The organism is Dyella silvatica (assembly GCF_026283955.1).
GTDB classification, from domain to species: domain Bacteria; phylum Pseudomonadota; class Gammaproteobacteria; order Xanthomonadales; family Rhodanobacteraceae; genus Dyella_C; species Dyella_C silvatica.
In genome coordinates this window covers 1-25424 of record NZ_JAPDPE010000074.1, presented here as the reverse complement: position 1 = coordinate 25424, position 25424 = coordinate 1, and the positions used below count along the sequence as shown (strand labels likewise).

General features: G+C 60.1%; 23 protein-coding genes and 1 pseudogene. 18 read left to right on the top strand and 6 right to left on the bottom strand.

The features are described from left to right. The coding region (locus OUZ52_RS14905) for an RNA methyltransferase (RefSeq protein ID WP_266159279.1) at positions 1 to 692 on the top strand (692 nt) is incomplete at its 5' end. Positions 693 to 755: 63 nt separating this feature from the next. Here the strand turns inward: OUZ52_RS14905 and OUZ52_RS14900 are convergent. Beyond that, positions 756 to 2084, bottom strand: coding sequence for a hemolysin family protein (locus OUZ52_RS14900; protein WP_266159277.1), 1329 nt, complete (start codon positions 2082 to 2084; stop codon positions 756 to 758). Positions 2085 to 2290: 206 nt separating this feature from the next. Between OUZ52_RS14900 and OUZ52_RS14895 the strand changes: the two genes are divergently transcribed. Together OUZ52_RS14895 and OUZ52_RS14890 are read left to right on the top strand one after the other, a co-directional pair. Further along, positions 2291 to 2920: a DUF47 domain-containing protein gene (locus tag OUZ52_RS14895; RefSeq protein ID WP_266159274.1), complete on the top strand. Its 630-nt coding sequence runs from the start codon at positions 2291 to 2293 to the stop codon at positions 2918 to 2920. Positions 2921 to 3010: 90 nt separating this feature from the next. Next, on the top strand, positions 3011 to 4129 hold the full coding sequence (locus tag OUZ52_RS14890) for an inorganic phosphate transporter (protein ID WP_266159273.1): 1119 nt from the start codon (positions 3011 to 3013) through the stop codon (positions 4127 to 4129). 885 nt (positions 4130 to 5014) lie between these two features. Here the strand turns inward: OUZ52_RS14890 and OUZ52_RS14885 are convergent. Next, positions 5015 to 5419 carry a hypothetical protein gene (locus tag OUZ52_RS14885; RefSeq protein WP_266159272.1) on the bottom strand — a complete coding sequence of 135 codons (405 nt, stop codon included), beginning with the start codon at positions 5417 to 5419 and terminating at the stop codon, positions 5015 to 5017. Between the two features lie 73 nt (positions 5420 to 5492). Between OUZ52_RS14885 and OUZ52_RS14880 the strand changes: the two genes are divergently transcribed. Further along, the gene (locus tag OUZ52_RS14880) at positions 5493 to 5843 is read left to right on the top strand and encodes an MGMT family protein (protein WP_266159271.1); all 351 of its coding nucleotides are present in this window, start codon (positions 5493 to 5495) and stop codon (positions 5841 to 5843) included. A gap of 153 nt (positions 5844 to 5996) precedes the next feature. Beyond that, positions 5997 to 6224, top strand: coding sequence for a hypothetical protein (locus tag OUZ52_RS14875; protein WP_266159269.1), 228 nt, complete (start codon positions 5997 to 5999; stop codon positions 6222 to 6224). Between the two features lie 269 nt (positions 6225 to 6493). Here OUZ52_RS14875 and OUZ52_RS14870 read toward each other — a convergent pair whose 3' ends face one another. Both OUZ52_RS14870 and OUZ52_RS14865 read right to left on the bottom strand, forming a co-directional pair. Beyond that, the gene (locus OUZ52_RS14870) at positions 6494 to 7519 is read right to left on the bottom strand and encodes a VOC family protein (protein WP_266159268.1); all 1026 of its coding nucleotides are present in this window, start codon (positions 7517 to 7519) and stop codon (positions 6494 to 6496) included. A gap of 507 nt (positions 7520 to 8026) precedes the next feature. Beyond that, positions 8027 to 9091, bottom strand: a complete 1065-nt coding sequence (locus tag OUZ52_RS14865; RefSeq protein WP_266159267.1) for a helix-turn-helix domain-containing protein — start codon at positions 9089 to 9091, stop codon at positions 8027 to 8029. A 638-nt stretch (positions 9092 to 9729) separates the two neighbouring features. On the opposite strand from OUZ52_RS14865, the gene OUZ52_RS14860 reads away from it, so the two are divergent. The 5 genes from OUZ52_RS14860 (at position 9730) to OUZ52_RS14840 (ending at position 16848) form a co-directional block, all read left to right on the top strand. Then, positions 9730 to 13356, top strand: a complete 3627-nt coding sequence (locus OUZ52_RS14860; protein ID WP_266159266.1) for an NHL repeat-containing protein — start codon at positions 9730 to 9732, stop codon at positions 13354 to 13356. A gap of 12 nt (positions 13357 to 13368) precedes the next feature. Further along, positions 13369 to 14643, top strand: coding sequence for a pentapeptide repeat-containing protein (locus OUZ52_RS14855; RefSeq protein WP_266159265.1), 1275 nt, complete (start codon positions 13369 to 13371; stop codon positions 14641 to 14643). After that, the gene (locus OUZ52_RS14850; RefSeq protein ID WP_266159263.1) at positions 14597 to 15538 is read left to right on the top strand and encodes a pentapeptide repeat-containing protein; all 942 of its coding nucleotides are present in this window, start codon (positions 14597 to 14599) and stop codon (positions 15536 to 15538) included. The genes OUZ52_RS14855 and OUZ52_RS14850 overlap by 47 nt, the downstream gene beginning before the upstream one ends. Positions 15539 to 15957: 419 nt before the next feature. Continuing rightward, positions 15958 to 16311 carry a gamma-glutamylcyclotransferase family protein gene (locus tag OUZ52_RS14845; protein ID WP_266159262.1) on the top strand — a complete coding sequence of 118 codons (354 nt, stop codon included), beginning with the start codon at positions 15958 to 15960 and terminating at the stop codon, positions 16309 to 16311. Positions 16312 to 16443: 132 nt separating this feature from the next. Beyond that, a complete protein-coding gene (locus OUZ52_RS14840) occupies positions 16444 to 16848 on the top strand; it encodes an SEL1-like repeat protein (RefSeq protein ID WP_266159261.1) in 405 nt (134 codons plus the stop codon). A gap of 107 nt (positions 16849 to 16955) precedes the next feature. Here OUZ52_RS14840 and OUZ52_RS14835 read toward each other — a convergent pair whose 3' ends face one another. Next, complete coding sequence (locus tag OUZ52_RS14835) at positions 16956 to 18101, bottom strand: beta-propeller fold lactonase family protein (protein ID WP_266159260.1); 1146 nt, start codon at positions 18099 to 18101, stop codon at positions 16956 to 16958. Positions 18102 to 18251: 150 nt separating this feature from the next. Continuing rightward, positions 18252 to 18971: an SDR family oxidoreductase gene (locus tag OUZ52_RS14830; protein ID WP_266159258.1), complete on the bottom strand. Its 720-nt coding sequence runs from the start codon at positions 18969 to 18971 to the stop codon at positions 18252 to 18254. A 107-nt stretch (positions 18972 to 19078) separates the two neighbouring features. Here OUZ52_RS14830 and OUZ52_RS23040 point away from each other — a divergent pair. The 8 genes and pseudogenes from OUZ52_RS23040 to OUZ52_RS14795 all read left to right on the top strand — a co-directional run. After that, positions 19079 to 19207, top strand: a pseudogene (locus OUZ52_RS23040) (helix-turn-helix domain-containing protein); the annotation flags it as partial. Between the two features lie 85 nt (positions 19208 to 19292). Further along, entirely contained in the window at positions 19293 to 19934 is a 642-nt protein-coding gene (locus OUZ52_RS14825; RefSeq protein WP_266159257.1) for a LysR substrate-binding domain-containing protein, read from the top strand. Positions 19935 to 20204: 270 nt separating this feature from the next. After that, a complete protein-coding gene (locus OUZ52_RS14820) occupies positions 20205 to 22082 on the top strand; it encodes a potassium transporter Kup (protein WP_266159256.1) in 1878 nt (625 codons plus the stop codon). A 107-nt stretch (positions 22083 to 22189) separates the two neighbouring features. Continuing rightward, entirely contained in the window at positions 22190 to 22885 is a 696-nt protein-coding gene (locus tag OUZ52_RS14815) for an SIR2 family NAD-dependent protein deacylase (protein ID WP_266159254.1), read from the top strand. Between the two features lie 161 nt (positions 22886 to 23046). Beyond that, positions 23047 to 23343 carry a hypothetical protein gene (locus OUZ52_RS14810; RefSeq protein WP_266159252.1) on the top strand — a complete coding sequence of 99 codons (297 nt, stop codon included), beginning with the start codon at positions 23047 to 23049 and terminating at the stop codon, positions 23341 to 23343. Between the two features lie 165 nt (positions 23344 to 23508). Then, positions 23509 to 23982, top strand: coding sequence for a hypothetical protein (locus tag OUZ52_RS14805; protein ID WP_266159250.1), 474 nt, complete (start codon positions 23509 to 23511; stop codon positions 23980 to 23982). Positions 23983 to 24137: 155 nt separating this feature from the next. Next, positions 24138 to 24488 (top strand): carboxymuconolactone decarboxylase family protein, encoded by a 351-nt coding sequence (locus tag OUZ52_RS14800; protein ID WP_266159248.1) that lies wholly within the window; start codon positions 24138 to 24140, stop codon positions 24486 to 24488. 256 nt (positions 24489 to 24744) lie between these two features. Then, complete coding sequence (locus OUZ52_RS14795) at positions 24745 to 25332, top strand: LemA family protein (protein WP_266159246.1); 588 nt, start codon at positions 24745 to 24747, stop codon at positions 25330 to 25332. Positions 25333 to 25424 lie beyond the last annotated feature (92 nt).

The window sequence follows — 25424 nt, the reverse complement described above, 5'->3', positions numbered from 1 at the left end:
CCGCGCGGGCCATGCGCACGATGGGGTTTTCGCGGATGGAGCTGGTCTCGCCGGCTCGCTTTCCCAGCCCGGAGGCGGTAGCGATGGCCGCGGGCGCCGATGATGTATTGGAGTCGGCCGGGTTGCATGAGGGCCTGGTCGGGAGCCTGGCCGGAAGCAATCTGGCGCTGGGGTTGTCAGCGCGGCGACGCGGCGTGAATCTGCCAGAGATCTCCCCGCGAGAGGCGGCGGCTCAGGTACTGGCTGCCGCGGCGCGTGGCGAACAGGTCGCCCTGGTCTTCGGTAACGAGCGTACCGGGCTGGAAAACGAAGAGTTGGCGCGATGCCATGCGATGGTGCGCATCCCCAGCGTGGATGACTTCAGCTCGCTCAATTTGTCGCAAGCCGTGCAGGTCATGGCTTACGAATTGCGGGTTGCCTTGCTCGGCGATGATGTGCCGCCGCCACCGGTGCCGCAAGATGCGGAGCCTCTGGCGGATGCTGCGCAGATGGAGCGCTTCTACGAGCATCTGGCGCAGATGCTGGACGATATCGACTTCCACAAAGGTCGCACGCCGACCACGATCATGCTGCGTCTACGCAAGCTATTTCAGCGGGCGCAGATGGACGAGCGCGAGCTGCGCATGCTGCATGGCGTTTTTGCCGACGCGCAGCGAATGGCCAGGCTGGCAAATAAGGGTTCGTCGACCTGACGGCCGCTGCTGGCGGGGCGGGTGGCGGCGTGAGGCGTGCGGCAATCTGCCGCTGCCTGCCTGTCAGCCGCCCAATTCGTCGTCCGCCAGGTCGTTTTGCGGCGAAGGCGTAATCAGCAACTTGTCGATACGCGCGCCGTCCAGATCCACCACCTCAAAGCGTATGCCCTGCCAAGCGAACACCTCGCCGGTCTGTGGAATATGGCCCAGGGCAGCCATCACCATGCCGGCCGCGGTGCGGTATTCGTGTTCTTGTTCGCCGGGCAGGTGATCGACGTGCAGCAATTCGCGCAGGTCATCGGTGGGTAGCGAGCCATCGACCAGCCAGCTGCCATCGCTGCGCTGGACAATCGGTGAGTCTTCCTCATTGCCGCCGTGGCCCAGCTGGGTAGCGCCCACCACGGCCGCAAGCAAGTCGTTCAGCGTCACCAGGCCTTCGATATCGCCGTATTCATCGACGACCAAGGCCATCGGCGTCTCGGCATCACGAAACTCTTCCAGCAGATCCAGCGCGCGCGAGGCCGCGGGCACAAAGAACGGCTTGGCCATCTGGCCGAACATATCCGAGCTGCCGCCGGTGTAGTTGCGCAACAGGTTTTTGACCTCTACCACACCGACGACCTCATTCTCGCCTTCCCGATAAACCGGGTAGCGCGAGTAAGGCGTGGCGCGCAGCACGGCGTCGTTTTCCTCCTGGGTGGCAGCGATATCCAGCCAGGCGATGCGTGGGCGCGGGGTCATGACGCTATCGACCGAGCGATCACCCAGGCGCAAAACGCGATTGACCATGTTGCGTTCGTCGGCATCCAGCACGCCTTGTTCTGCACTTTCGGCGACCAGCAGGCGTATTTCTTCTTCCGTCACCGCGCCGCGGCCGCGGTCGTTTACCTGCATCAGGCGCAGCAGCAGGCTGCTTGAGGCATTCAGCAAACCAACAAAGGGTGAGCAGATGCGCGACAACACCAGCATGGGCATCGCGACAAAGCTGGATACCTTCTCCGGTGCGGACAGCGCCAGCCGCTTGGGCACCAGCTCGCCCACCACGATCTGGATATAAGAGATCAGCACGAAGCCCAGCACGATACCGATCACCCGGGCGTACGGCTCCAGCCAGGCGGCGTGACCGCCGTGCAGGGCCTGGGCGATGTGAAAACCCAGCGCGTCACCGGCCAGGGCGCCGGTCACCAACATCACCAGGGTAATGCCGACTTGCACGGTCGACAGAAAATGCTCGGGGGCCTCGGCATGGCGCAACGCCACCCTGGCCCGACGGCTGTGTTTGGCCATTTGCTTGAGGCGGCTCTTGCGTGAGGCCACCAGGGCCATCTCGGAGAGCGCGAAGAAGCCGTTGCATAGGGCGAGTACGACAACGAGCGCGATATCGGTCAGCATCGCGGTAGCTGGAGGTTTGAGGGCATGCGCGAAGTGTAAACGATGCGCTTTAAAGCCTGTTCATGATCGCCCCATGGGATACGCCAAAACCGGCCATCTGACGGATTTTCAAGGCTTTGCCGTCGAGCCACGGGTGCGATGCAGGGGGCTGTCCTGTAACATCGCGTTCATATTTGCCCATTCCTCGATTCCCAGGCGCTATTCGCATGTTTTCACTGCAAACGATCTTCGGCAAAGGCGACAAGTTTTACGGCTTGCTCGAGCAAAGTTCCGAAGCGGCCCACGAGAGCGCCAGGGCGCTGCATGAGCTGGTCACCCACACCGATCACGCGCCTGTCATGGCCTCCTTTGCGGCAACCCGCGCGCGCGAAAAAGCATTGGCGGCGCAAATCAGCGAAGAGCTGGTAAACACTTTTGTCACCGCGCTGGATCGTGAAGACATCGACGCGCTCAATTCCGCGCTGTACAAAATTCCCAAGACCATCGAGAAATTTGCCGAGCGCTACGAGATTGTTTCCTCGCGCATCGCCGGTATCGATTTTGGCCAGCGCGCGCTGGTGTTGGAGCGCGCCACCGTCGTGGTGGTCGAAATGATCGGCGAATTGCGCCGTGGCCTGCGCATCGACCCGGTGAAGAAGCTGCAGGATCGCCTGCAGGCGCTGGAGTCCGAGGGCGACCGCAGGTTGTTGGCGCCTTATCGCACGCTGTATGTCGAGGGTAACGATGCGATGCGCGCGATGTTGGCCAAAGATCTGTTCGAACTGCTCGAAAAAGCCATCGATAAGTGCCGTGACGTAGGCAACATCGTGTATTCGATCGTGCTGAAGAACTCCTGAGGCCGACCCCATGTTTTTGAGTATCTCGAGTAGCCCGGCCATGGCGCCGCCGGCGAACCAGCCTAGCTTGCCTGCGCGTGGGGGCCACGCATGAGCATGGTCATCATTGTGGTGCTGATCGCGCTGGCCTTTACCTATATCAACGGCTTTCATGACACCGCCAATTCCATCGCGACGGTGGTGGCAACCAAGGTGCTTACCCCGGGCCAGGCGGTGCTGCTGGCCGCCATCACCAATTTGATCGGCGCCCTATGGGGCACGGCTGTGGCGGCGACCATCGCGGCCGGACTGATCAATACCGGGGTGGTCGAAGTCGGCCCGCATCTTTTGATCTGCGCGTTGCTGGCGGCGACGATATGGAACCTGATCACCTGGTGGCTGGGCTTGCCGTCGAGCTCCAGCCATGCCTTGGTCGGTGCCTTGGTCGGCGCGGCATTGGCGGCCTCGAGCAATGATTTTGCCTCGATCATCTGGTTTCAGGACGGCGACCATTGGTGGCTAGGCAAGGGTGTGGTGCCCAAGGTGATCGCCCCGATGGTGATCTCGCCGTTGCTCGGTTTCGTCATCGGTTTTCTGTTGATGGGCGCGTTGTACGCCTTGCTCAGCTGGTTCTCCCACCGCGAGGGTTTTCTGCGTCGCTTGGGACGCACGCCCTTCGTCAACAGCTTTTTCGGCAAGGCGCAAATCGTCTCGGCCAGCGCCATGGGCCTGGCCCACGGCATGAACGATGCGCAGAAAAGCATGGGCATTATCGCGCTAGCTCTCGCCGGTGCCACCGCGGCGGGCGAGTTCAGCCAGCTGCCGGGCTGGCTGGATTTTCTGCGCATCCAGGGTTCCGCCCACGGCGGATTCGTAATTCCGGTATGGGTCAAGGTGGTCTGTGCATTGACCATGGCTGCCGGTACCGCGGGTGGTGGCTGGCGCATCATCAAGACCCTCGGCCATAAGATGGTCAAGCTGCATCCGATCAACGGCTTTGCCGCCGAGACCAGTTCGGCGGTGGTGATTCTTACCGCCTCGGTGTTCGGTATTCCGGTGTCGACCACCCACAATGTTTCCGCTTCGATCATGGGGGTGGGGGCGGCCAAGCGCTTTAATGCGATTCGTTGGTCGGTGGTGGAGCGGATGGTTTGGGCCTGGATTTTGACCTTGCCGGTGACGGCGTTGCTGGCTTATGGGATGGTGCGGCTGGTGGGGTTGTGGTGGTGACCTGTTTTGCCTTTTAGGGGGTAGCGCGTTTTTCGTTTGCTTGCCTTTGTTGGTTGCTTCACTGGTGTTGCGGGTTGATTGAATGTTGCTGCTGCGATTGGGGTTTCTGATATCGCTTTTTTTTGTGGGGTGGTGATCTTGTCGCCTGCGGCGGGGTTTCGTCCTCCTGCCGGAGGGCGAGTCACTTTTCTTTGCGTGGCCAAAGAAAAGTAACCCAAAGAAAGGCCAACCCCGCTTGTCGCCCTGCGGGTGCGTGAGGTCTGGCCGGGCTGCTCTTAAACGATATGGACGACAGGGCATCCTGCCCTGGCGAAAAGGCATGGGCGTCCTTGCCCATGCCCCTGCGGGCCTGATCGTCCAACCCTCACCGACGCACAGGGGCCCCGAAGGTCAAAAGCGAGAGCAACGGCAACATCAAGAGCGGCGTGCGGTGTCGTGCCGACTTTCGAACGTGTCACCTATACCCGGCGACTGCATGCAGTCGCACCCGAGTGCGCGCAGGACGCGCGCTGCTCTTGGGCCCCCTATGCCGCGGTGAGGCTGGGGCGAAAGGCCCGCAGGGGCATCGACACGGATGTCGATGCCTTTTCGCCAGGGCAGGAGCCCTGTCGAAAAGCCCGGCCCAGCCTCACGCACTCGCAGGGCAGGATGCCCGTAGAGCGCGGCATGGGGGTGCTCTTTCTTTGGGTTACTTTTCTTTGAGCACGCAAAGAAAAGTGACTCGGACCCCGGCAGGGGGTCGAAACCCGCCAAAGGCGAACCAGGTCGCCAAGCCATCACAAACAGGCAGCAGGCAGACCAGTCCGCAGCAATCTCACCTAAAGGCGAAAGCCAACCCCTGGCGGGCAGAACAAGGTAGCTCCAAAAAAGCCAATCAACACCCCGTCAAAGCTCATCCCCACCAGCCGCTACCAACAACTCCAACTGATCCCCCAACGTCCCTAACTCCTGAATCAGCCGCGTCAACTCCGTCGCACTCAACAGCTCATAAGGCCGGTTCTCGCACAAATGCAGATACGGCGAGCCATCCAGATCAGTCACCGCCAGAAAGCCCACCCGCTGCTCCCAGTTAAAGCGCAGGCAACGGCGAGGGTCGGTGCCTGCCAGTGGCCCGATCGGGGTCGAGATGCGCAGGTAGCGCCGCCCCGATTCATCCTCGAGTTCGGCCAGGTAAATGCCCTGATGCCGTTCCTTGGACAGCGCCAGATCGAAGCTGATCAGGTACGGGTCGTTGTGGCGCAAGTGATACTTGCTGCCCAGGTGTGAACGCACGGCTTCAAAATGATGCATAAAGCGACATCCAGTGCAGGGGGCCTTGCTACTCTGCCACGAGTTTGTTGCCGCGTCGCGAAGGCTTTTCTTAATGAATGACGTTACTGCTGCTCACGCCCGTGTTTTTGCGGCTATTGCCGCCATTCCCCCTGGCCGCGTCGCCAGTTATGGTGCTATTGCCGCCCGTGCTGGCCTGCCCGGGCGGGCACGATTGGTCGGCCGGTTGTTGGGGGAGGTTCCCGAGGGCATGGAGTTGCCTTGGTTCCGTGTGTTGCGGGCCAGTGGACAGGTAGCGCTGCCACCTGGCAGCCGCGGCTTTCGCGAGCAATGCCGGCTGCTGCGCGCCGAGGGGGTTGAGGTGAAAAACGGCCGCGTGCCGCTGTCGCGGTTTGGCCTGGATGCGGATGTGGATCGCGCGCTATGGGGCATGCCCGGGGGCTAAGTTTGTCGTCGGCGAGCCGCCTTGGTCCTGGCCGTCCATGTGGCATCAGGGAATCCTGGGCGGGCGGGTAAACTGCGGGCTGGATATAAGCCGTGTTCGCCGAAGCGGGCTTGAGCGATCATGCGTCATGTTCTGCCATCTAAAGGGAGCCCCATGGAAACCATTCACGTCGTGCAGCCGTTCGATCGCAGCAGCAAAGGGCTTGTGCCTGGAAAAGTGCAGCAAATGAAAACGCCGGAAGAGGCAGCGCGCAAGGCCGAGCGCATGGCGAGTCAGTACGCCGGCGTTACGGCGTATTCCATGGATATCGATGAGGCGGCGGGCTTCTACAGTGAACCGCGAATTTTGTTTACCGCGGGCGAGGTGCCGGAGCTAGGGTAAGCAAACCTGGCCAAGGGCTTAGATAACGATTTCTCCAGCTACAACCTGGTTCCGCTATGACTAAGCGAGCCTCATTCGAAGGTCTCGCTTATGCAATCCATGCAGGCTTGCACGGCCATCGGTGATTCGCTCATGGCGATGAGCCCAGGTGTCAGTGGAATACCCGCGCGTGAGTGAGCTCATGTGTGCTCTGCGCCATGGCGTTGGTGCGCGCACGGCACGCTTGCCAAGCGAGGGCTATGGCAAGCTTCGTACTCGCCGTTGACGCGCTAACCGCCAACATCACGCAGGCCAGCATCGGCGCAGGGCTGACGGGCGCCGACTTTTGACATCGCGTGAAATTCAATCAGAAGTCCGAGGTCTTCTTGCGTGGGTGCAAGAAACGAATCACCCAGCGAACCCCGATAGCCGGTCAATGGTTTTTCATATCCGCGAGCGACCCGCCTTTGAGTCCGGTCGAGGTCGGCGACGCCGATGCTGACCCCGAGCACTTGCGGGCCTCCCTTACGCAGCGCGTCAGCGGAGATGCCGTCGCCTTCCGGCTGAAGCACGAAAATACGTTTCTTGCCAACTGGCACGCAGTATCCATAAGCCGATATTTGCGGCAGGTGTATGCGCGAGGCGCCGGTGAAGCCCATGCGTTCAAACTGTTTCCGGTCGGCATCGGCGTCTTTAGATAGCAACCACAAGGCCGATAAGGTTTCGGCGCCATTGGCTTGTTCGCTGGCCACTTGATCGTCTACGGCACGAGTCGGTGTTAATGCATGGGCTGCGTAGTCGATGAAAAAGAGGTTGCTGCTGAGCGGTTGATGTTCAAACGCAAAAAGACGCCAGCGCGGAGGCTGGGTCGGGCCAGCACCATCGGGGTCGGTCGGTGAGGCCGAGAAGATCGGTGTCGGGCCGAACCCTCCGTGTTGCAGAAACCATCGAGCCTCATCGAGCACTGGCGTGCGTAGCCCAAAGGTGCGCGAGCCTGGGTCGCCCCGCAGTGCGATCTGGTCGGCACGCATGCCTGGGTCCATCTCTGGGTTTGCCCGGGTGATGGCCTCGAGTTCGAGATAGCTGCCGTCAGCCATTCGAACATAGCGATTGGCGACGCCGCTGGGGTCACGGCCCGGCATCACTTGAAACCCAAGCTTGACCGTCATCACTGCGCTGAGCTGATCGATGTTGCGGCCCCACAGCAGGATATGGTCGAGCTGGCTGGTCGCCGCCAGCGATGGCGTCGCGTTTGCGGCGGTCTGGCTTAGGCCGAGTATCAGTATCAACGCAGAGCACCAAATGACAGACCGCATAACAGGTTCACTCCGCTGAAAGACACGATGAGGGATAAGCACATGACCGCCGGAGCATGCTTGCATAGGCATGGGCGGTGGGCGATGACCTCCAAGGTCATGATGCGCGAGTGGCTAATGACTCGCGGTGACTGCGACGCCAGACGTCATAGGATGGGTCGGCAAGCCCGCTACGTTGGCAGGTCGGCATGGTCGCCGGCAGCTGCGTACGCAAATGGCCGCGAAAGACCACGGAGGAGCCTGTGCAGATCGAGGCTTACTGTGGGGGTATGTGATCCCACTGCGCTGGGTCAGTGATACCCGCGGCATCACCTGCGCCTGACGATAAGAGTTTGCCGGCCGACCAGCTTGGGTGGAGAGCGGCTAGATCGAAAAAGCAGGGACGATTGCCGAACCGGCCTGCCGGTTTGCATGAGTTCGATGGCCAAGACAGCGATAGTCCCGCGATACGCATCGATGCCTATCGCAACACCATCTGCATGCGTCGCCATTCATGCATGAGGTCGGTTAACCACCCATCCATTCCAGTCCCAGCGAGCGGAATTCCTGCGGCGCTACGCCGTAGGCGCGGCGGAAGGCGCGGGTGAAGTCGGAGGCGTAGCTAAAACCCCAGCGACTGGCGATCTGTGTGATGGTGAGTCGAGTGGAGCGAGCCAGTTCATCGGCGGCTTCGCGCAACCGGCAGTTGCGGATATAGGCGCTCAGACCGCCCTCGTGTTCGAACATGCGATAGAGCGTGGGGCGGGCCAGCGGGAAGGCGCTCAGAATCTTGTCGGGAGAAAGCTCCTCCTGATGAAGGTTGGCATGTATGTAATGTTTGACCCGGCCCAGCATGGCGGCGCGGGCGGCGACCCGGGCGCTATCGCTTAAGCGGGCCTGCCTGCCGAAGGCCGCCAGGATCAATTGCGCGCAGATGCGCAGGTTATTTTCGGCGTCTACTTCGTCCATGGTCGGAAGCTCGCGGTATAGCGCGATCAGATGCTCGCGTAGCAAGTGCGTCAATGGCGAGGTGTAGGCGATCACCTGGCCGTGAATCGATTCCGCCTGGGGGATGGCGGCTTCGACGATCGGGCGTGGCAGGAAAAACGCCAATACGCGAGCACGCGTGGGGCGTTCCATGCGCATGGCCTGATTCATATCCAGCGCAAGAATGCCCGGCACGAACTGTGCGGACTTCCGTTGCAGGAACGAACCGGTCACGGTTTCGGCAATGCCTTCGACGACGATATGAAAAACATAGTCGCGCATGCTGTCGTTGGAGATACGCGCCAGTGTGCGTGCCTGCGATACCGGGTCAGTACGGCTGTCCAGGTAAATCATGTCTTTGAGCACGTAGGTGTCGAGCTCTCCGCGAAACCCCGCCGCTACTTGTTTGCGCGATACCGGTACGTCGAGTATCCGGCCAACGTAATCGCTCCACGCCAGCATTTGCAGATTGGCGGTTTCATTCGCCACGGTGAAGTTCTGGCGGATGATGGAGGATGGTTGGTCGACGTTCGGCCTTGGATAAGCGCGCCCTTCGCGGCGCATGGACAACGCCTGCCGGACGGCTTCGGAATAGGCGTTAGCCATGTTCGGTGTCTTTGCCAGGGGACCCTCCGGCGGTCGTTCGAGCTTGGTTTAAGGTCACGAACTGAAGCGCGTTCGCGTCGATGATCCCGGTCGGCAGCGGCCTTCGAGACCTTGCGTTGCGCAGTTTGCCACGACGGCTGGCCGACCGGTCAATGAACTGTGCAAAAGAGGCCGGGCTGCTTCGCCATGCGTAGTTTTGGGCGATCGGTCAGGGCCTTGTTTCAGCGCAGTGACATCACTCGAACAAGGACTCGTGCAGATAGTGCGTCGAGCGCCAAAGCCTCGTCGTAAGTACCAAGCAAAGAAGGGTGACGTCACGAGCCCGGCAAGCGCTTGCTAGCCGGGCTCGTTTACCTGCCTGCGATGTGGCTTGCCCGGTGTTGAACGTGGCGACTCAGGATTCCCCCCGGAATGCGCAGACGCGTCATCAGGAATTATGCCGCACAAGATGTTGCGGTCTTAACCATGCGTCTCACTTTTCGGGAAATGGATTTTGGAGCGCTTTCCTGTGACCTATGCTGCGCGTGATAAACGCAAACACCATGCCTTTGCGGAGCTTTATGGCCGCATGGTGGAAGAGTTTGTGTGTTGCAACTTTCGATAGGACGAAACGCAACATATCCACAGGGGGAATCCACATGAGTACGACCGAGCTGTCGCGCCCGACCAAGGCGCATCTTTTGCATTTCAGTTTGCCGCACGTAGAGGAGACGCAGGAGCTTGTATTGAATGTATGCCTGGAGCGTTATCCGCTGCGTCGACATGATGCGCAAACGCGTCTGCAGGCGCGCGCCAGGCATGGCTTCCTGCGGCATGCATCCGACAAGGATCTGACCCACTACATCGACGTCGCCTTGCCTACGGATGCGGTCGCCCTGATGGAGGTGACACGCGCGATAGAGATCGACGGCGTGATCGCCGAGCAGACCGTGCATCTGGGCATTCATCTGCCACCGGCAGGTTTGCGCAAGGCGACCACACACTTGCGTGGGCGTGCCGAACCGCTATGGACGGTGCACCCCAAGCTGGCCCGATTCGAGCATCTGTTGGCGGCAGATGGCGCGGCGCCCGACCCGCACCCGGAAGATATTTCACTCTGGCAAACGCCGTTCGATTCGGCAGTGTCGCTGTTATTTACCCATCCGGACATCATTTATCTCGATGCCAAAAATGGCGAAGACGAAATGCCGGGGTATATCGTCGAAAGCTGTGTGCGTGCGGCACTCATGCGCACCGGTGAGCTGGTAGATGCCATCGAAATGCTGGGCGAGCGCTGGGTCAAGACCGAGCCGGCCATAGGCCCTGATGACAAACCCTTGTATGACGACCAGGGCAAGCCGGTGTTTACCCGGGTCATCCATCCCAATGTGCGACGTGCATTGGGTGGCGCGCTGGCTTTGGCCGTCAAGCTGGCCAAGGATGATGAATTCTTGCGCGGCGTGAAGTGGACGCAGCAATACGGCAAAACCACGGATAGCTACGCGGCATCAGCCAGTGACGGCACGGCGCCGCATCAGACGTTGCTCGCCGCCGAAGACCAGGTGCCCGCGGCCGGGCCATACAAATGGGCGTTGGCCAACCGTACGCCGGGCAGCGGCCTGACGGTCAATCCGTCGCTCGCCTTTTCACCGGCCAGCCAGCAGCAAGTTTTCAACGCCAAAGATATCTGGATGAGCAGCGATCCCGAGCCGAAGGCGTTGAATGCCGCGGTCGTCCAGGAGCTATTGGCCGGACGGGTATTCGTGACGCTGGCGACGCCGCAATCGCCCACGGGGTTACTACGCGCACAGCTGCTGCCCGTCGAGCCCGTGGAAAAGGGCAAGGACGTACTGTTCGAAGCGAAGTTCAGCGGCGACTCGGCGGTGCCTCCGGTATCGACGACCGCAACGGCCACCGGCAAGTTCCGTCTCAATAGTCTGCATACCGCACTCAGCTTTGAGATAGCCGCCCAGAACCTGGGCGCTTCGCCTAGTGGCATGTTCGGTGTGGGAGCGGTTGGGGAGCGTGGCAAAGAGGTTCGTGCCATCGCCATCGTCGACGACAGCTCCTACGGCACCTTAACGCTGACATGTACCAACGAATGGTTGCGGCATCTTTCGGCTTGCGTGCGTTATCTCGACGAAAAAGGCGCGGTCATCACGCCGCAGAACTGGTCGGAAAAAATTCCCGGTGGCCTGCGCCCGATCTTCCAGCAAGACTCCAATACGAAATTCCTCGAGTTGATTCCACCGGTGCGTACCGTCTTCGCCATTCCGGTGCCGCCGGATCCGACGACTGTCTCTATCCCGGTGCCGGCCGATGCGCGCACGATCCAGATTTATTTCGGCGGGCTCGGTAGTGGCGGCAACTACGATACCTCGGTATGTCCTATCGGCTTGGCGGTGACCGTCGTCGCCGAGATGGCTGTGCCGCTGATTCTGCTGGTCGCCGGAACGGCAGTGACGAATTCCGAGACGATGGTCAAGCTCATCGCAAACAAAGAAGTGCTGTTTGCGGTATGCGCCGTGGCGGGCTTCCTCGTGGCTGGCGGTACGGCGACCTATGTCGGGACTTCGCAAGATCCCATGGCTGCGCTGAAGAGTGTCGCCATCACCCTAGGGCCGATGTTGTTATCGCCAGCTACGGCGCTGGGTCGTTACCTGATCGGCGAGAGCGCCAAAGGCATGGCCGCGCGCGCCGTGCCATTTCTCAATGTACTCACGACCGTGGTCAGCACGGCGGTGACGGCGGCGCAGTTGTGTCAGACCAGCATCGAGGTGGCTTCATCGCCATGGGTGTTCAATGCGGAGATCACCCGCGCCATCGACCTGGCCGTGACGCTGGTGCCGGATCACAACTTCCATCGCTTCCCGGATCTGGCGACGACCTATGCCGTCAGCGTGATGTATGACAAGGGCGCGACGCTGCCCAGGCAGGTATTCGAACTGCGCAACGGGCCGCCGTGGAGCCATCCGATCAAGGTCCGTTTCTCCAACGTGCCTGCGGGCGGCAAGTTGAAGGTCTACGTGTTCTTCTACGCCAGCAATGGCTGGCAGGCTGGGCAGGGCGAGTCGCCATGGATCGACGCCAAGGGCACGGATGGCTCGACCCTGGTCATCAACGGTTTGGAGATCACCACCAACGAAGTGCCGCTGAGTAAATCGTCGGTGTATGCGCACGCATCCAAGATCGCCTACGACACGGCCAAGAACGCGCACTATTGGCAGGCCACCAAGGCGCCGCCGACGAGTACGGGACTGACGCCGTCGCCGCATCCCGGCAAGCAGGTGCAGCGCCTGTTGTCGATTACCACCGCTCAGCGACCGGCGATGATGGCTTATGGCTGGCAGGCCACCGGCCTCAATCAACCGCGCGATGACGCCACCACACAGCCGACGCTGCAGTCGATGTATACGTTGCAGAACCTCTCGACACTGGAATCCCCGGATAGCGCCTACGCGATACCGGCGGTGGGCTTCAACAGCGCGCCGGGTGTGTTCTACGACGTGGCCAGTCCACAGGATGGCAGCGGCCGCAACTTCTTCGCCGATTCCAGTCGCGGCGATTTTCACGCCGAGCAGAATCCGGCCGGCGGCATGCATCTGCGCCGGATGGCCTTGATCTATGACGGCAAGCCGCCGAGCCTGGCCACGCGCACCAATGAAAGCTGGGGCCGCTTTCCGATGCCGATGGATCGTTACATCCTGCATCCGCAGGGCGTCGTATTGGGCATCAACTACAGCACGCACAAGATCTTCATGTTGCCGTTGCCGGCCAAGCCCAGTACCGATGACAAGGCGCCACTCGCCACCATGGCCGCGGGCGAGGGTTTCCGTGAGGGGCTGCTCAACGGACCCCGCGCCATCGCCACCGGACTGGATGGGCGGGTGTTGATTCTGGAGGGCGGCAACCGCCGCATCCAGGCCTTCGATGCGCAGGGCAAGCCGGTGGCTTACTTCAAGGATCCCAAGGGAGGCGGCAGCAAGCTTTCGACCATATCGTTGATCGAGCCGGATCGATCCACTTATCTGGATCTGGCGGTCGAGGCCAAGGGTTATCTGTATGTCTTGCGCTATCGCGATGCCATGGCGCCGGAGAACTACTTCGTCGATCTCTACGAGCCCGATGGCAGCTTTCTGGTATCCACGCCACGCGTTGCCGCCGACAAGCTCACGGTGGACATCCTGCGCAACATGTTCACGCTCAACTACGAGGTGATCCTGGGCAAAGGGGGGCGTCCTGAGCCGTCGGTCAGTTTGTGGATTCCTCCTGCGCCGCCTCTCTGAGTGGAAACCGGCATGCAAGATATCGACCTCGCGGCGCCAGATCCCCAGCTTGGGTTTATCGGCAAGTACAAGCTGTCGATCATGCTGACGCCACGGCGGCAGTATCTGGCCGGCATCGATAAAAGCGCGGTCGTGACATTCACGACCGCGCCCGATCAAGCGATGGTGTTCGCGGTATACGCCGTGCTCAATGCCGATCGAGGCGATGTCTGGATACTGCAGGCCACGCCGGTCGCAGGAACCTTGGCTTTGCCTGGTGGCTTCATCAGCATCATGGGCGGTGCTGATGAGGTCGTCGCCATGTATCACAGCGATTACCGCCGGGCGACGCAGTTCCTGGCAGAGCGGCAGGGGCAAGGTGCCCGCCTGTTTCATCGCAAGGCCAATCGCTGGTTGGTCGCCAAGGCGCTTGGCGATGCGCCCACGCTATGGCTTCCTCCTTCAGGCCTCTTCGATCAGGGGCCCTGGCAGCTCGACCTGGTGCAAGGGTGGAGTCCGCAGACGATGGCGAATGCCGACCTTCGTTATGTCAGAGACCTGAAGCGTGTGTGTCGTCCCGGTCTCTCGTTCGCCGGGGCGCAATTGCAACAGGCCGATTTCTCCGGCGCCTACCTGGGGGCTAGCAACTTCAGCAACAGCCGTTGCCAGGGCACGAATTTCTTCGATGCCGATATGATGAATGCGGATTTCACCGGCGCCGTGATCGATGGTGCGTACTTTCACGGTGTGGATGCCCGTGGCGCGAAATTTCCTAACGCGATTTTTTCCAAGAAGGGCTTTAACTCCGGCAACGTCGGGCGCCCGACGAGGTTCGATAGCGCTATCTTGACCAAGGCGGTCTTTGACGACTGTGACCTGAGCAAGGCGAGCTTTACCGGGGCCAAGCTGGCTGGCGCCAGTTTGAAAACATCGACCTTGAACGGTGCCGACTTCAGCAAGGCCGACCTTGCTGGGGCGAGGCTCGATGGGGCCAGCGCGCTCCGGGCGGTATTTACCGATGCCGCCATGACCGGGGCCACGTTATCCAAGGCCAAGCTCGGTGCAGCGAGTTTCCAGCGAGCGACCTTGACCAAGGCGCAATTCGACGATGCGGTGTTTGTGCTCGCAAACGAAAGCACGGCCATGGTCGATTTCACCGGGGCCACGCTGTACCAGATCGACTTCAGCGGTTGCGACTTGCGTGCGGCGCGCATTCCTGTGCGTCATGCTCGATCTGGCGGGAGCGACGATCCATGGCACGTTGGAAACCCTGGAAGGCTTTCGTGCCGAGTACACGGTATTTCCTGACTGCTACGATTTGCATGGGAAGAATGTCACCGGGGCCAAGTTCAAATATGCGCGCATGGTCGGTATCGATATGCACGAAGCGAAATCGGAGGCCGAAATAGATAAGCCGGAAACGATTCCCGACTTCACCGGGGCCGATATGCGTGGAGCCAATATGCATAAGGCGGAATTGAGCGGTGCTCTTTTCACCAAGGCGCGCATGCATGGCATTAATTTGTCGCACGCCACGCTTGGTTATGCTCAATTCAATGAGGCCCGGCTGGATACCCTGCTCGATACCGAGTCGGGCGTGTCAATTCAGCGCCGGTCCGATTTGAGTTACGCCAATCTGCTAAGCGCCAATTTCGATCAGGCCTACCTGGAGATGGGTTCGCAGAACCTTGGCGCCAATCTGAGTTACGCCAAATTCTATGGCGACCAAGCCTCCATCAAGAACGCGACCCTCGCTGGTGCCATTTTCAGTAATGCCTATCTTGCGGGACTCAATTTTACCGGTGGCAATGACAAAGCCATGGAGCATATGAATTTCGCCGGTGCGTGTTTGCTCAACTGCACGCTGAAGAAAGCTTCGTTGTTGAATGCATGTTTGCTTGGCGCCGATTTGACGGAAGCCAACCTCAGTGGCGCAAGCATGACGGATGCGATGATTGCCGACGCTCCGAGTCGCGATGACAAGGGCGTGCCGATCAAGAACGAACTCGTGGTGAATGGTGTTTCGAGTGCGCCAAAAATATTGGAGTATGGCCGCACGCTCATTTCCGAGCGCGCGACCAACCAGCAGACGACTTGTCCCTCAGGCAGCAGTGGACCATGCAGCGAACAATCCTGGAAACGGAAGAACGGCCGCCTGACATGGACGCATGGTCCAAAGCAGCATGGCGAGGGTGGGAAATAGCCTGAAGGGCTTGGTCGCCAGCTGGCTGGCTTTGAACGTAGCGGCCGGGGGCTGCGCTACCAATGGAAAGGGCCCATCCATGGGCTATGCATTCCACTTTACCGATGCGTGACGGTTGCTACAGAAGCGTCCGGCGTATCGGCTATCACTGTCCGTATGATTCGACTGCCGCCAGTGTCCTAGGCCTGCGTATTCTGCATTGCAACAGGACCTTTGTCTGTCAGGGAATTCCTACAAAACGTGTAGGCCGAAGGGAGCCATTCGACCGACCCTCTGAGTCATTCTTCCCGTCCGACCAGTGTTATGTGAAGGCTTTGTGAAAATCATTATAGAAGGGCATGCTTCGCGGCCCAGGCACTGGACTGGATCGAGCTTTTCGGCAGCGTGTTTGATATTCATAGATCAAAGGCAGTGACGTCATGGTTGATTCCCACGCTTCTCCGGTTCTTTTGTTCTCATACGGAACCTTGCAAGACAAAGCGGTGCAATGGGCCAATTTTGGCCGCGAACTGGCGGGCCGCCCCGATGCCTTGCTGGGATACGTGCAATCGCTTGTCGCCATTGACGATCCGGAGGTCGTCGCGACCAGTGGCAAAACGCATCACCCCATCGTGCAGCCGAGTGCCGAACCGCGAGATGAAGTCGCCGGCACTGTTTTTGAAATTACCGCGCAAGAGCTGGCTGCGGCCGACGAGTACGAGGTATCGGATTACAAGCGGGTATCCGCGCGATTGAAGTCCGGCGCGCAGGCCTGGGTATATATACGTGCTTGAGTGATGGGTTTTGCCGAGATGCATCAAAGATACGTGTCGTTTGCCTCATGGCTTGTTCGTATCGGCAAAGGCACATGAAGCGATGGACTTGGAGGCAGGCGGCATGATCCCGCAGGTGACCTGATGATAAGCATGTCGATATTTACGCCTGGCATCATGGCCCTGGCGTTGATGAGCTCAGTGGCTATCGCTCAATCGCCATCGAAGTGGATTTTTGCCGAGCAAGATTTTGTTTTGACGCCGCACGAGCAGTTGGTGCTGAAAGCCGATGCTCTGAAGGGTTCGACTAAGGCGGCCGCCCGGCTGACACACTTTTATATGAATGTGGTTCTCGACCTGGAAGAGGGGTTGCGCTGGGCCATCGTCGGTGCGGAAAACGGCGATCCGGTCCAGCAGTACGAGGCCTACTACCTCCTCAGCATCCGAGCATCCGAAGAAGATCGGCAGCGTGCCGGGTTCTGGCTGCACCAAGCCGCAGAGCAAGGTTATAAGCCAGCGATAGATGAGCTGGAGCACTCGGCATCTACGGTCAGATAGTTTGACGCTGGCAGCTGGTGTTGTTCTTCAACGCAGACCTCGGCAAGAAGTGGCAACCTCGAGATGAGCCGCGGCATGACTTGTGCCGCGGCTCATCTCGTAGCTTCTCACTCCGGTGTGAGTATGAGCTCCACCTGCTTGGCATCGAACAGCGTGGCGACCAGGGTGCGGCCATCGGGGAGAAAGCTGACTTCGCGAGGAAAGCCGGCTGCCGGCGCGGATAGGTGCTTCATCGATGCGTCGTTGTCGCCGCTGACCAGGCCAGCAAGTTGACCTGCGCTGTCTTTTCCAAAGCGATTGGAGAGGGCAACCCATACCTGCTTGCCGTCGGGGCGAACTACCACGCCTACGGGACTGGTGCCGATCGGAAAACTGCCTACGCTGGCGTGCTTGGCTTCGGCCAGCCCATCGTCAGCCTGAAATCTCAGCAACGTGTTGTCACCGCGGGCGGTCACCCATAGCTGTTTGCCTGATGGCGATATGGCTACCCGCACGGGATTGCAGCCAGCGGGCAACGCCGCCGCGACGGCATGGGCCGGGTCGCTTGCGGCCTTGGCAACATCGATGCGCAGCAGCACGCCGGGTGGATGCATGTGGCCGCCTTGCTGCTCGGCTTTACAGGTGGCTGATGTGTTGGCGGTAGCAGACATCGCCTGGCTGGTCGCATACAGCCATCGTCCATCGGGCGAAAAAGCCAACCCGATCGGGGCAAGTGCGGTAGGAACACGGCCGAGCAGGGCATCGCCGCGTGAATCGTCGCTGCGTACCTTGGTGAGATCGAAGACGCTGATGCTTTGTGCGCGTTCGTTGCTGACGAACAGCAGCTTGTCGTCCAGGCTCACCGCGGTATAGACGGCTCCGGCATGCGGACCGTTATGTAGCAAGCCAAGCAGCGGGTTGGCGCCGGCCTGTTCGAGCCCGGCTACATCCAGTATCGCGGTGTCATCGTTGGCGGCCACCAATAGCAGTTTTCCGTCGTGAGATAGTGCCTCGCCGTAGACGTTGTTCTTCAAGGCAAACGTATGATCCAGCGCGAATACGCCGTCTTTGTTGCGCAATACGGCGATAGCGCCTTGGTCTTCGCCGTCGTCGATGGAGACGAACAACCAGCAATTATCCGCGCTCGCTATGGCTGAAAAGGGATGGCCTGGTACGGCAATATGGCTGTCTTTCGTGGGTGCGGCGCAGGCCGCTTGCACTTGCGCACCAAGCATCGAGGCAAGCGCGGCAACGATTAGAAAAAGGGTCTTCATCAGCGCCTCGTAGGCTTGATCTGCTGGGGGCATGGAACAGCAAGCCAAGCATACGAATTTAGCGCCTGCTTTAGGACCGCCTGATCGATACCTGTGGTGAGTTATCCAGCGACCCGATAGATGGGCTGCGCCGCGTCTGACGGCTGCCGCTTAGACCAGCACGCCACCACCATCGATGATGATGGTTTGCCCGCTGGCGAATGCGTTGCTCATCAAATAAAGATACGTCTGCGCAATATCGTCGGCTTCGCCGACGCGCCCTGTCGGCAGTTGTGCGCCAACCTGGCGGAACATCGCTTCACGTTCGGCCTGTGGGATATTCGCCCATAGGGGTGTGCGCACGAAACCGGGGCTGACGATGTTGACCCGAGTCGGCGCGAGCTCGACGGCGAGGGCGCGCATAAAGCCTTCCATGGCGCCGCAAATGCTTGCGCCGACAGTCCAGCCTTTCTGCGGCCGGGCACTGGCGATACCGCTGGTCAGGGTGATCGATCCGCCCTGGCGGATATGCGGTGTGGCTGCTTTGACGGCGGCCATGGCGCCAAACATGCGTATCTCGAAGGCCTTACGCACCGCGCTCATATCCGTGCTCGCCAGCTCGCCAAGCAACAGGCTGTCGCCAGCGGTATAGACCAGGTGATCGAAAGCGCCGATGCGCGCAAACAGCTGGGTGATCGATGCCGCGTCGGTCAGGTCGGCAACCTGGCCATCGGCACGCGAGCCGAGCTCAGCGACCGCCGCTGTCACCCGATCCTGCCGCGACGAAGACACCACCACCGTTGCGCCTTGTGCCAGGGCAGCCTGTGCGGTGGCCAGCCCAATACCGGAGGTGCCGCCAAGGATGACGACTTTCTGGTTTTGCAGAGGCATGTTGATTCCTTCCCGATCTCGTCACATGAGGTGGGCTTAAGTGTGATTGCATCCATTTATTTGATAAACGATGATTTATTTCTCACACTCGTAAGCAGATCTTCGGAATGGACCGTTTCGTCAGCATGTCGATCTTCGTTCGCGTGATCGATCGCGGCAGCTTTGCTGCGGCGGCGCAAGGCAGCGGCATGACGGCGACCATGGTCGGCAATCATATTCGTGCGCTTGAGCGCCGGCTCGGGACGCGTTTGCTCAACCGCACGACACGGCGGCAAAACTTGACCGATATCGGCCGTCACTACTACGAGCAATGCACGCGACATGCGTGCCCGACCGCGCGGGCGTCTGCGGGTGAGTGCGCCGATCATCTATGCGACCTGCACGCTGGCTCCCGCGATGAGCGAGTACCTCGATGCCTATCCCGACGTGCAGGTGGAGCTGGTGTTGAACGATCGGGTAGTCGATTTGGCCGATGGTGGTTTCGATGCCGCGATTCGCGTCGGTGTCTTGCCGGATTCGAATCTGATGGCTCGGCCGTTGGCCTTTTCACCACGCAGGGTTTGTGCGGCGCCGGCGTATCTCGCCAGGTACGGTACACCGCAAACGCCGCAAGATTTGCAGCACCATCATTGCCTCGCTTTCAGTGGCGCTCATGGGGCAGAGCGCGATTGGCGCTTCAACCTCGCCGATGGTTCGCAGCAGGTCGTAAGCGTGCCTGGACGTCTTGATATCAACGGTGGCATGGCCTTGCGCGAGGCGGCGCTGGCCGGGCTCGGCATTATTTTGCAGCCGGAGATGATGGTTGGGCGCGATATCGAGGCAGGCAGCTTGGTGCGTCTATTCCCCGATCTGCCAGCGCTGAATTTCCCCGTGCATATCGTCTATTTGCCGGAGCACAAGCTCACCGCCAAGCTGGCGAGCTTCGTCGATTTCATGACAGCGCGGTTTGGTCTTCGCAGGTAAGGGATAAGGCTGACGACAACCGTGCCCATCGTCGGTACGCGCAGCAAAATGCTGCGCCTGCCGTGCAACTTGAGCGCCATCGACCTAGGTTATGCTCCGGCTACTTGCAGTAGCCCCGCTGATGGATCTGTCGCGCCTGGGCCAGTGATTCAAGCATGCCGGGCGCACAGTGCTGGCAGGGCCTGCGCGGTGCGTTGGCATCGATGCTGGCTGCGACGTTTTAATCCATCGTCTTCATGCATCCGTCTTCATTCATTAAGTAGGTGCTCTGTGAACTCCGAAAACCGGTCGAAGTCCAGCAGCAAGTTCGCTTTATATGCGGCCAGCATAGGCGCGCTTGGCGTGGTCTTTGGCGATATCGGCACGAGCCCGCTGTATACGCTCAAGACGGTGCTCGACATGACCGGCGGCAACAACCCCCAGACCATTCTCGGCGTAGTTTCGCTACTGATCTGGACCCTGATCATCGTCACGACGGTCAAATATGCCGGCTTTGCCATGCGCATCGACAACGATGGCGAGGGTGGCATTCTCGCCTTGATGGCCTTGCTTGGGGTCAAACGGCAGAAGCGCCCTTTTATTGTGGCGGCGGGCTTGTTCGGTGCGGCGCTCATTTATGGCGACGGTGCGATTACGCCGGCCATTTCGGTGCTGTCGGCGCTGGAAGGCTTGAATATAGTCGCGCCATCACTGCAGCCCTATGTGCTGCCATTGACGGTGGTGATTCTGCTGGGGCTCTTTGCGCTACAGCCCATGGGTACAGCAAAAATCGGGCGCGCGTTCGGCCCCATCATGGTTGTATGGTTCATCACCATGGCCTTGCTCGGCATCTGGGGCGTGGTCAGGCATCCATCCATTCTGTGGGCGCTTAACCCTTACTACGGCTTGCACTATGTGCTGCACAGTGGTGGCGGTGGCTTTCTGGTGCTTGGCGGCATTTTTCTGTGCGTGACGGGTGCCGAAGCCCTGTATGCGGACATGGGGCATTTTGGTGCCGGTCCGATCAAGCTCGCCTGGTCGGCCCTGGTCTTCCCCAGCCTGGTGCTCAACTACGCCGGGCAAGGTGCGATTGTTCTTGCCGGGGCGTCGACACAGGGCAATATTTTTTATCGCTTATGCCCGGCACCGCTTACGTTGCCGCTGATTATTCTGTCCACGGTCGCAACGATTATCGCCAGTCAGTCGATTATCACCGGGGCCTTCTCTATGACCCGGCAGGCGATTCAACTCGGCTGGATGCCACGGCTGAAGATCTCGCAGACCTCCGAGGAGGGCTACGGCCAGATCTATGTCAGTGCCGTCAACTGGACCTTGATGCTGGTGACCATCGGCCTGGCTTTGACATTCAAGAAATCCGATCACCTGGCGGGTGCCTATGGCATTGCCGTATCCGCCACGATGCTGATGACGACAGCGCTTTTGTTCATCGCCATGCGAGAAATATGGGGCTGGAGTCTGGCTGCCAGCGGCGCGGTGGCCGGGTTGTTTTTCACCGTCGATGCGGCGTTTTTTGCCTCGAACATGATGAAGTTGTTCGACGGCGGTTTCGTGCCGCTGCTGCTTGCCGCGCTGGTCTATCTGGTCATGTATGTGTGGCACAAAGGCATTACGGCGATCGCCAATCGACTGGGCGAAAACCCCATCCCGATCGATCAATTCATGTCGGATATGACGCAGGACGGAGTGGTTCGGGTTCCTGGGACCGCGGTCTTTCTCACTCGTGCGAAATCCGATACGCCACCGGTGGTGCGCTGGTATGTTCGGCACAGCCTGGCGCTGCACCAGCGGGTGTTGGCGGTCACCCTGGAAACCGCGTCGACGCCGTGGATTGCCGCAGAGAAGCGTGTAAGCATCGCCGAGATTGCGCCCAACTTCTGGTCGATCACCGCTTGCTACGGTTTTATGGAAAGGCCCGACATGCCGGCGTTAATGGCGCAAATAGCGACGCACGGCTGCCCGATTGATCCGGCCAAGCTCAGCTATTTCATCGGCATGGAAAAAATCGTTCCGCGCGAGGATGGCCAGGGGCTTCCGCGCTGGATCGAGGCGACGTTCGGTATCTTGCTGCGTAATTGCGCACGCGTCACCGATTACCTGCGCGTTCCGCCAAGCCAGGTCGTAGATATCGGCAGGCAGGTCTCGATCTAGCCGGGCACGTAAGCCGGTTTGGCTACGGCGGATGCAATGACCTGGACGATAGGGCGCGCCGGCAGCCGGTATGGTTCTCAGTCTGTCGACGCTTGGGGGAGGGCGATGTGAAAGAGAAGCTGGTTGTCTTTAGCGGTGCCGGGGTCAGCGCGGAAAGCGGATTGAAGACGTTTCGCGACATGGGCGGCCTATGGCATGAGTATGCGCTGGAAGAGGTCGCCTCACCCAAGGGATGGCGTGCCAATCCCGCTGCGGTCTTGCGCTTTTATAACGAGCGGCGCCAGGCCGTTTTGCAGGCACAGCCCAATGCGGCGCACCTGGCCATTGCCGATCTCGAAGCGGTGTTCGACGTGGTGGTGATCACACAGAACATCGATGACCTGCATGAGCGAGCGGGTTCGTCCCATGTGGTGCATGTGCATGGTGAAATTCTCAAGGCGCGCAGCTCGGTCGATGCCTCGCTTATCCATGTCCTGGATAAGCCGACCATTGAGCTTGGCGAGGTCTGCGCCAAAGGCAGCCAGCTTCGTCCTGACGTGGTCTGGTTCGGTGAAAATGTGCGTCATATGGTGGCGTGCGAGCAGCACTTCGCCACCGCCACTCGCATTCTCGCGGTGGGCACGTCGCTGACGGTCTACCCGGTGGCGGGTCTGGTTGAGGTGGCGTCGGATGCGGCGGAGAGATATTTCGTTTCACCCGAGATACAAAAGCTACCTTATGGTTTCCGCTTTCTTCAGGGGCCGGCGACCGTAGTTGTGCCGCATATTGCCCGTTGCTGGTTGGAGGGGCGCCAACCGGAGTAGCGTTGTTACACCCACAATCAAGGTCGTGGGCGCTGAGTGCGCGGTTGGGCTTGCCCGTCGTCATGTCATCCGGTACAAGCTAAGGTGCTTGGATCGTGTGCTGCATTGTCCGCAACGGAGTGCGCTATGGCCATTTCTGTCGATGATCGCGAGGCTATCTCATGAAAGTTCGCATCAAGCGCTTGCTGCCGTTTGCACTTATCTTGCTACTCGCCGCCTGTCATAAAGCGGCGCCGGAAGACGAAGTCAGCATAGGTGTGCCGGAGTGCGATCAGCTGATCAAGCAGATACACGATTGCATGGCATCCAAAGTCTCCACCGACCGGCTGCCGCAGTTGGAGGCTGCGTTCAACGCGCAACGCGCCGCCATGAAAATAGGCGTGGCCACTGATAAGGCCAAGGCAGCGGCGCAGTGCAAGGCGACCTTGGATGCCGGTACGTTTACTTGTCCGAATTGATACTTGTCTCCATTGAGCGTGCGGCTCTCGCCGCCAAAGGGGTGCTTAGGTGCCACTGCGGCCAGCACCTTTCATTGGCTGGCAGATCGAGAGAAAGCGTTACCGGCGAGATGGCGTCTGACCGCTAAGGATGTATCGTCCGCGCTCCCCCGCATCAGGTTTGCCATGGCCACGCAGCCCCCATTTCCGCAAGCAGGTTTTCTTAGCCAGTTGGAACATGCCAGCGCATCCGCTTCGCTGCTGGCTGGTACGGGGTTGAGCCCGTTGCTTGCGCGTCTTTTGCTGGCTGCGGATGGAAGCGGGGCATGGACCGAGGCCGCCGCCGACCTTATCCCGTTGTTAAAAGCCCATCAGGGGATCTTGCAGGCATCGTTCGATACGGCTTTGTCTGCCGATGAATTGCGCCGGTATCAGAAATTCGCCAGGCCGGGCCAGCCATCGCCGCATATTGTCCAGCTTCGGCAAAAGCAAGCGGCTGCCCGGCAAGCGTCGAGCCTGGCGCGGCAGTCGTTCAACAAGGCCGCCGCCGCGTTTGTTCGAACTGCCGGTATTCACGTGCCGGAACGGATCGCGCTGGAGACGTATATCAGCCACTGGATCGAAACCAATGTGCCAAAGGGCGTCGACCCTTCGGCTTGACTCCGTGCCATGGCTTGATGTTCTCTCACCCCGACTTGAACCTGCTTTGCCGGTCGCGAAGCCTTTGAAAAAGGTCGTTCATTACATAATGCCCAGGCGAACACGGTCAGGCGGGTTGACTGACTGCAGGCAGGTACTTACCGAGGAGACATCCCATGTTGGATTGGCTGGCATATCGCAAAGAACTGTTAGGGCGCATTGGTGATATCGCAAAACTCAGCCCGGATACGGTGACCGGGTATCAAACCTTATCCAAGGCAGGTCAAAAGACCGGTCATCTGGACCCCAAAACCCGTGAATTGATTGCATTGGCGGTGGCGGTGACGACACGTTGCGATGGCTGCATTACCGTGCACACCGGCGAGGCGCTGAAGCACGGCGCCAGCCAGGAAGAGATCGCCGAAGCACTCGGTGTGGCGATCGCGCTGAATGCGGGCGCGGCCCTGGTCTACTCCGCTCGGGTGATGGATGCCGTCAGCGCACACAGCGCAGCGCAACCTGGCTGAGCGAGGTTGCGCATGCCCATCGCCCCTGCGTTGCTTTACAGGGGCGATAAGGGCTGGCTTGGGCAGGCGACCCAACTGATTGCATTGCCGATTCCGTGGTTCCGGTGGTTTTGGCTCCGGCGGGCACGACAGTGGGTTAATGCCCAAGGCATGTGGGGTGTCGCCATGCGGTCATGGCCGTGCGTAAAAAAGAATCCGCAAACTGCGTGGTATCTTCCGCGCAGGCGACGCGGGTCTGCGTCCTAGGGGAGGGTCCATGGGTTTGTTTCTTTTTCTGGCCATTATTGTCGGCCTGGTCGTTTATGTGATTTCCCTTTACAACGGGTTGGTCACTTCGCGTAATGGTTACAAGAACGCGTTCGCGCAAATCGATGTGCAGCTGACCCGCCGGCATGACCTGATTCCCAACTTGCTGGAAACCGCCAAGGGCTATCTGGCGCATGAGCGGACCACGCTGGAGGCGGTGATCCAGGCGCGCCATACCGCGGTGGACACCCTGGCGAAGGCCAAGGCTCACCCCGGCGACGCCACTGCCATGGATCAGTTGGCCGGCAGCGAGAATGTATTGACGCAAAGTCTGGGGCGCTTGTTCGCACTCAACGAGGCCTATCCGGATCTAAAAGCCAACACGACGATGATGCAGCTCTCGGAAGAATTGAGCTCCACGGAGAATCGCGTGGCTTTTGCGCGTCAGGCTTACAACGACGCGGTGATGGGCTATAACAATCGTTGCGAAGCTTTTCCAAGTTCGTTCGTCGCGACCCGGTTCGACTTCAAGACGGCCGCGCCGCTCGCCCTCGATAACCCCGCTGCCCGCGAAGCGCCCAAGGTCTCCTTTAGCTAAGCCCACGTATCCGCCGTACCGGCGGATGCCGAAGCCATCGTCAAGGGGAGCCGGATGGATTTCTTTGCTCAACAAGCGCATGTGCGCCGCAG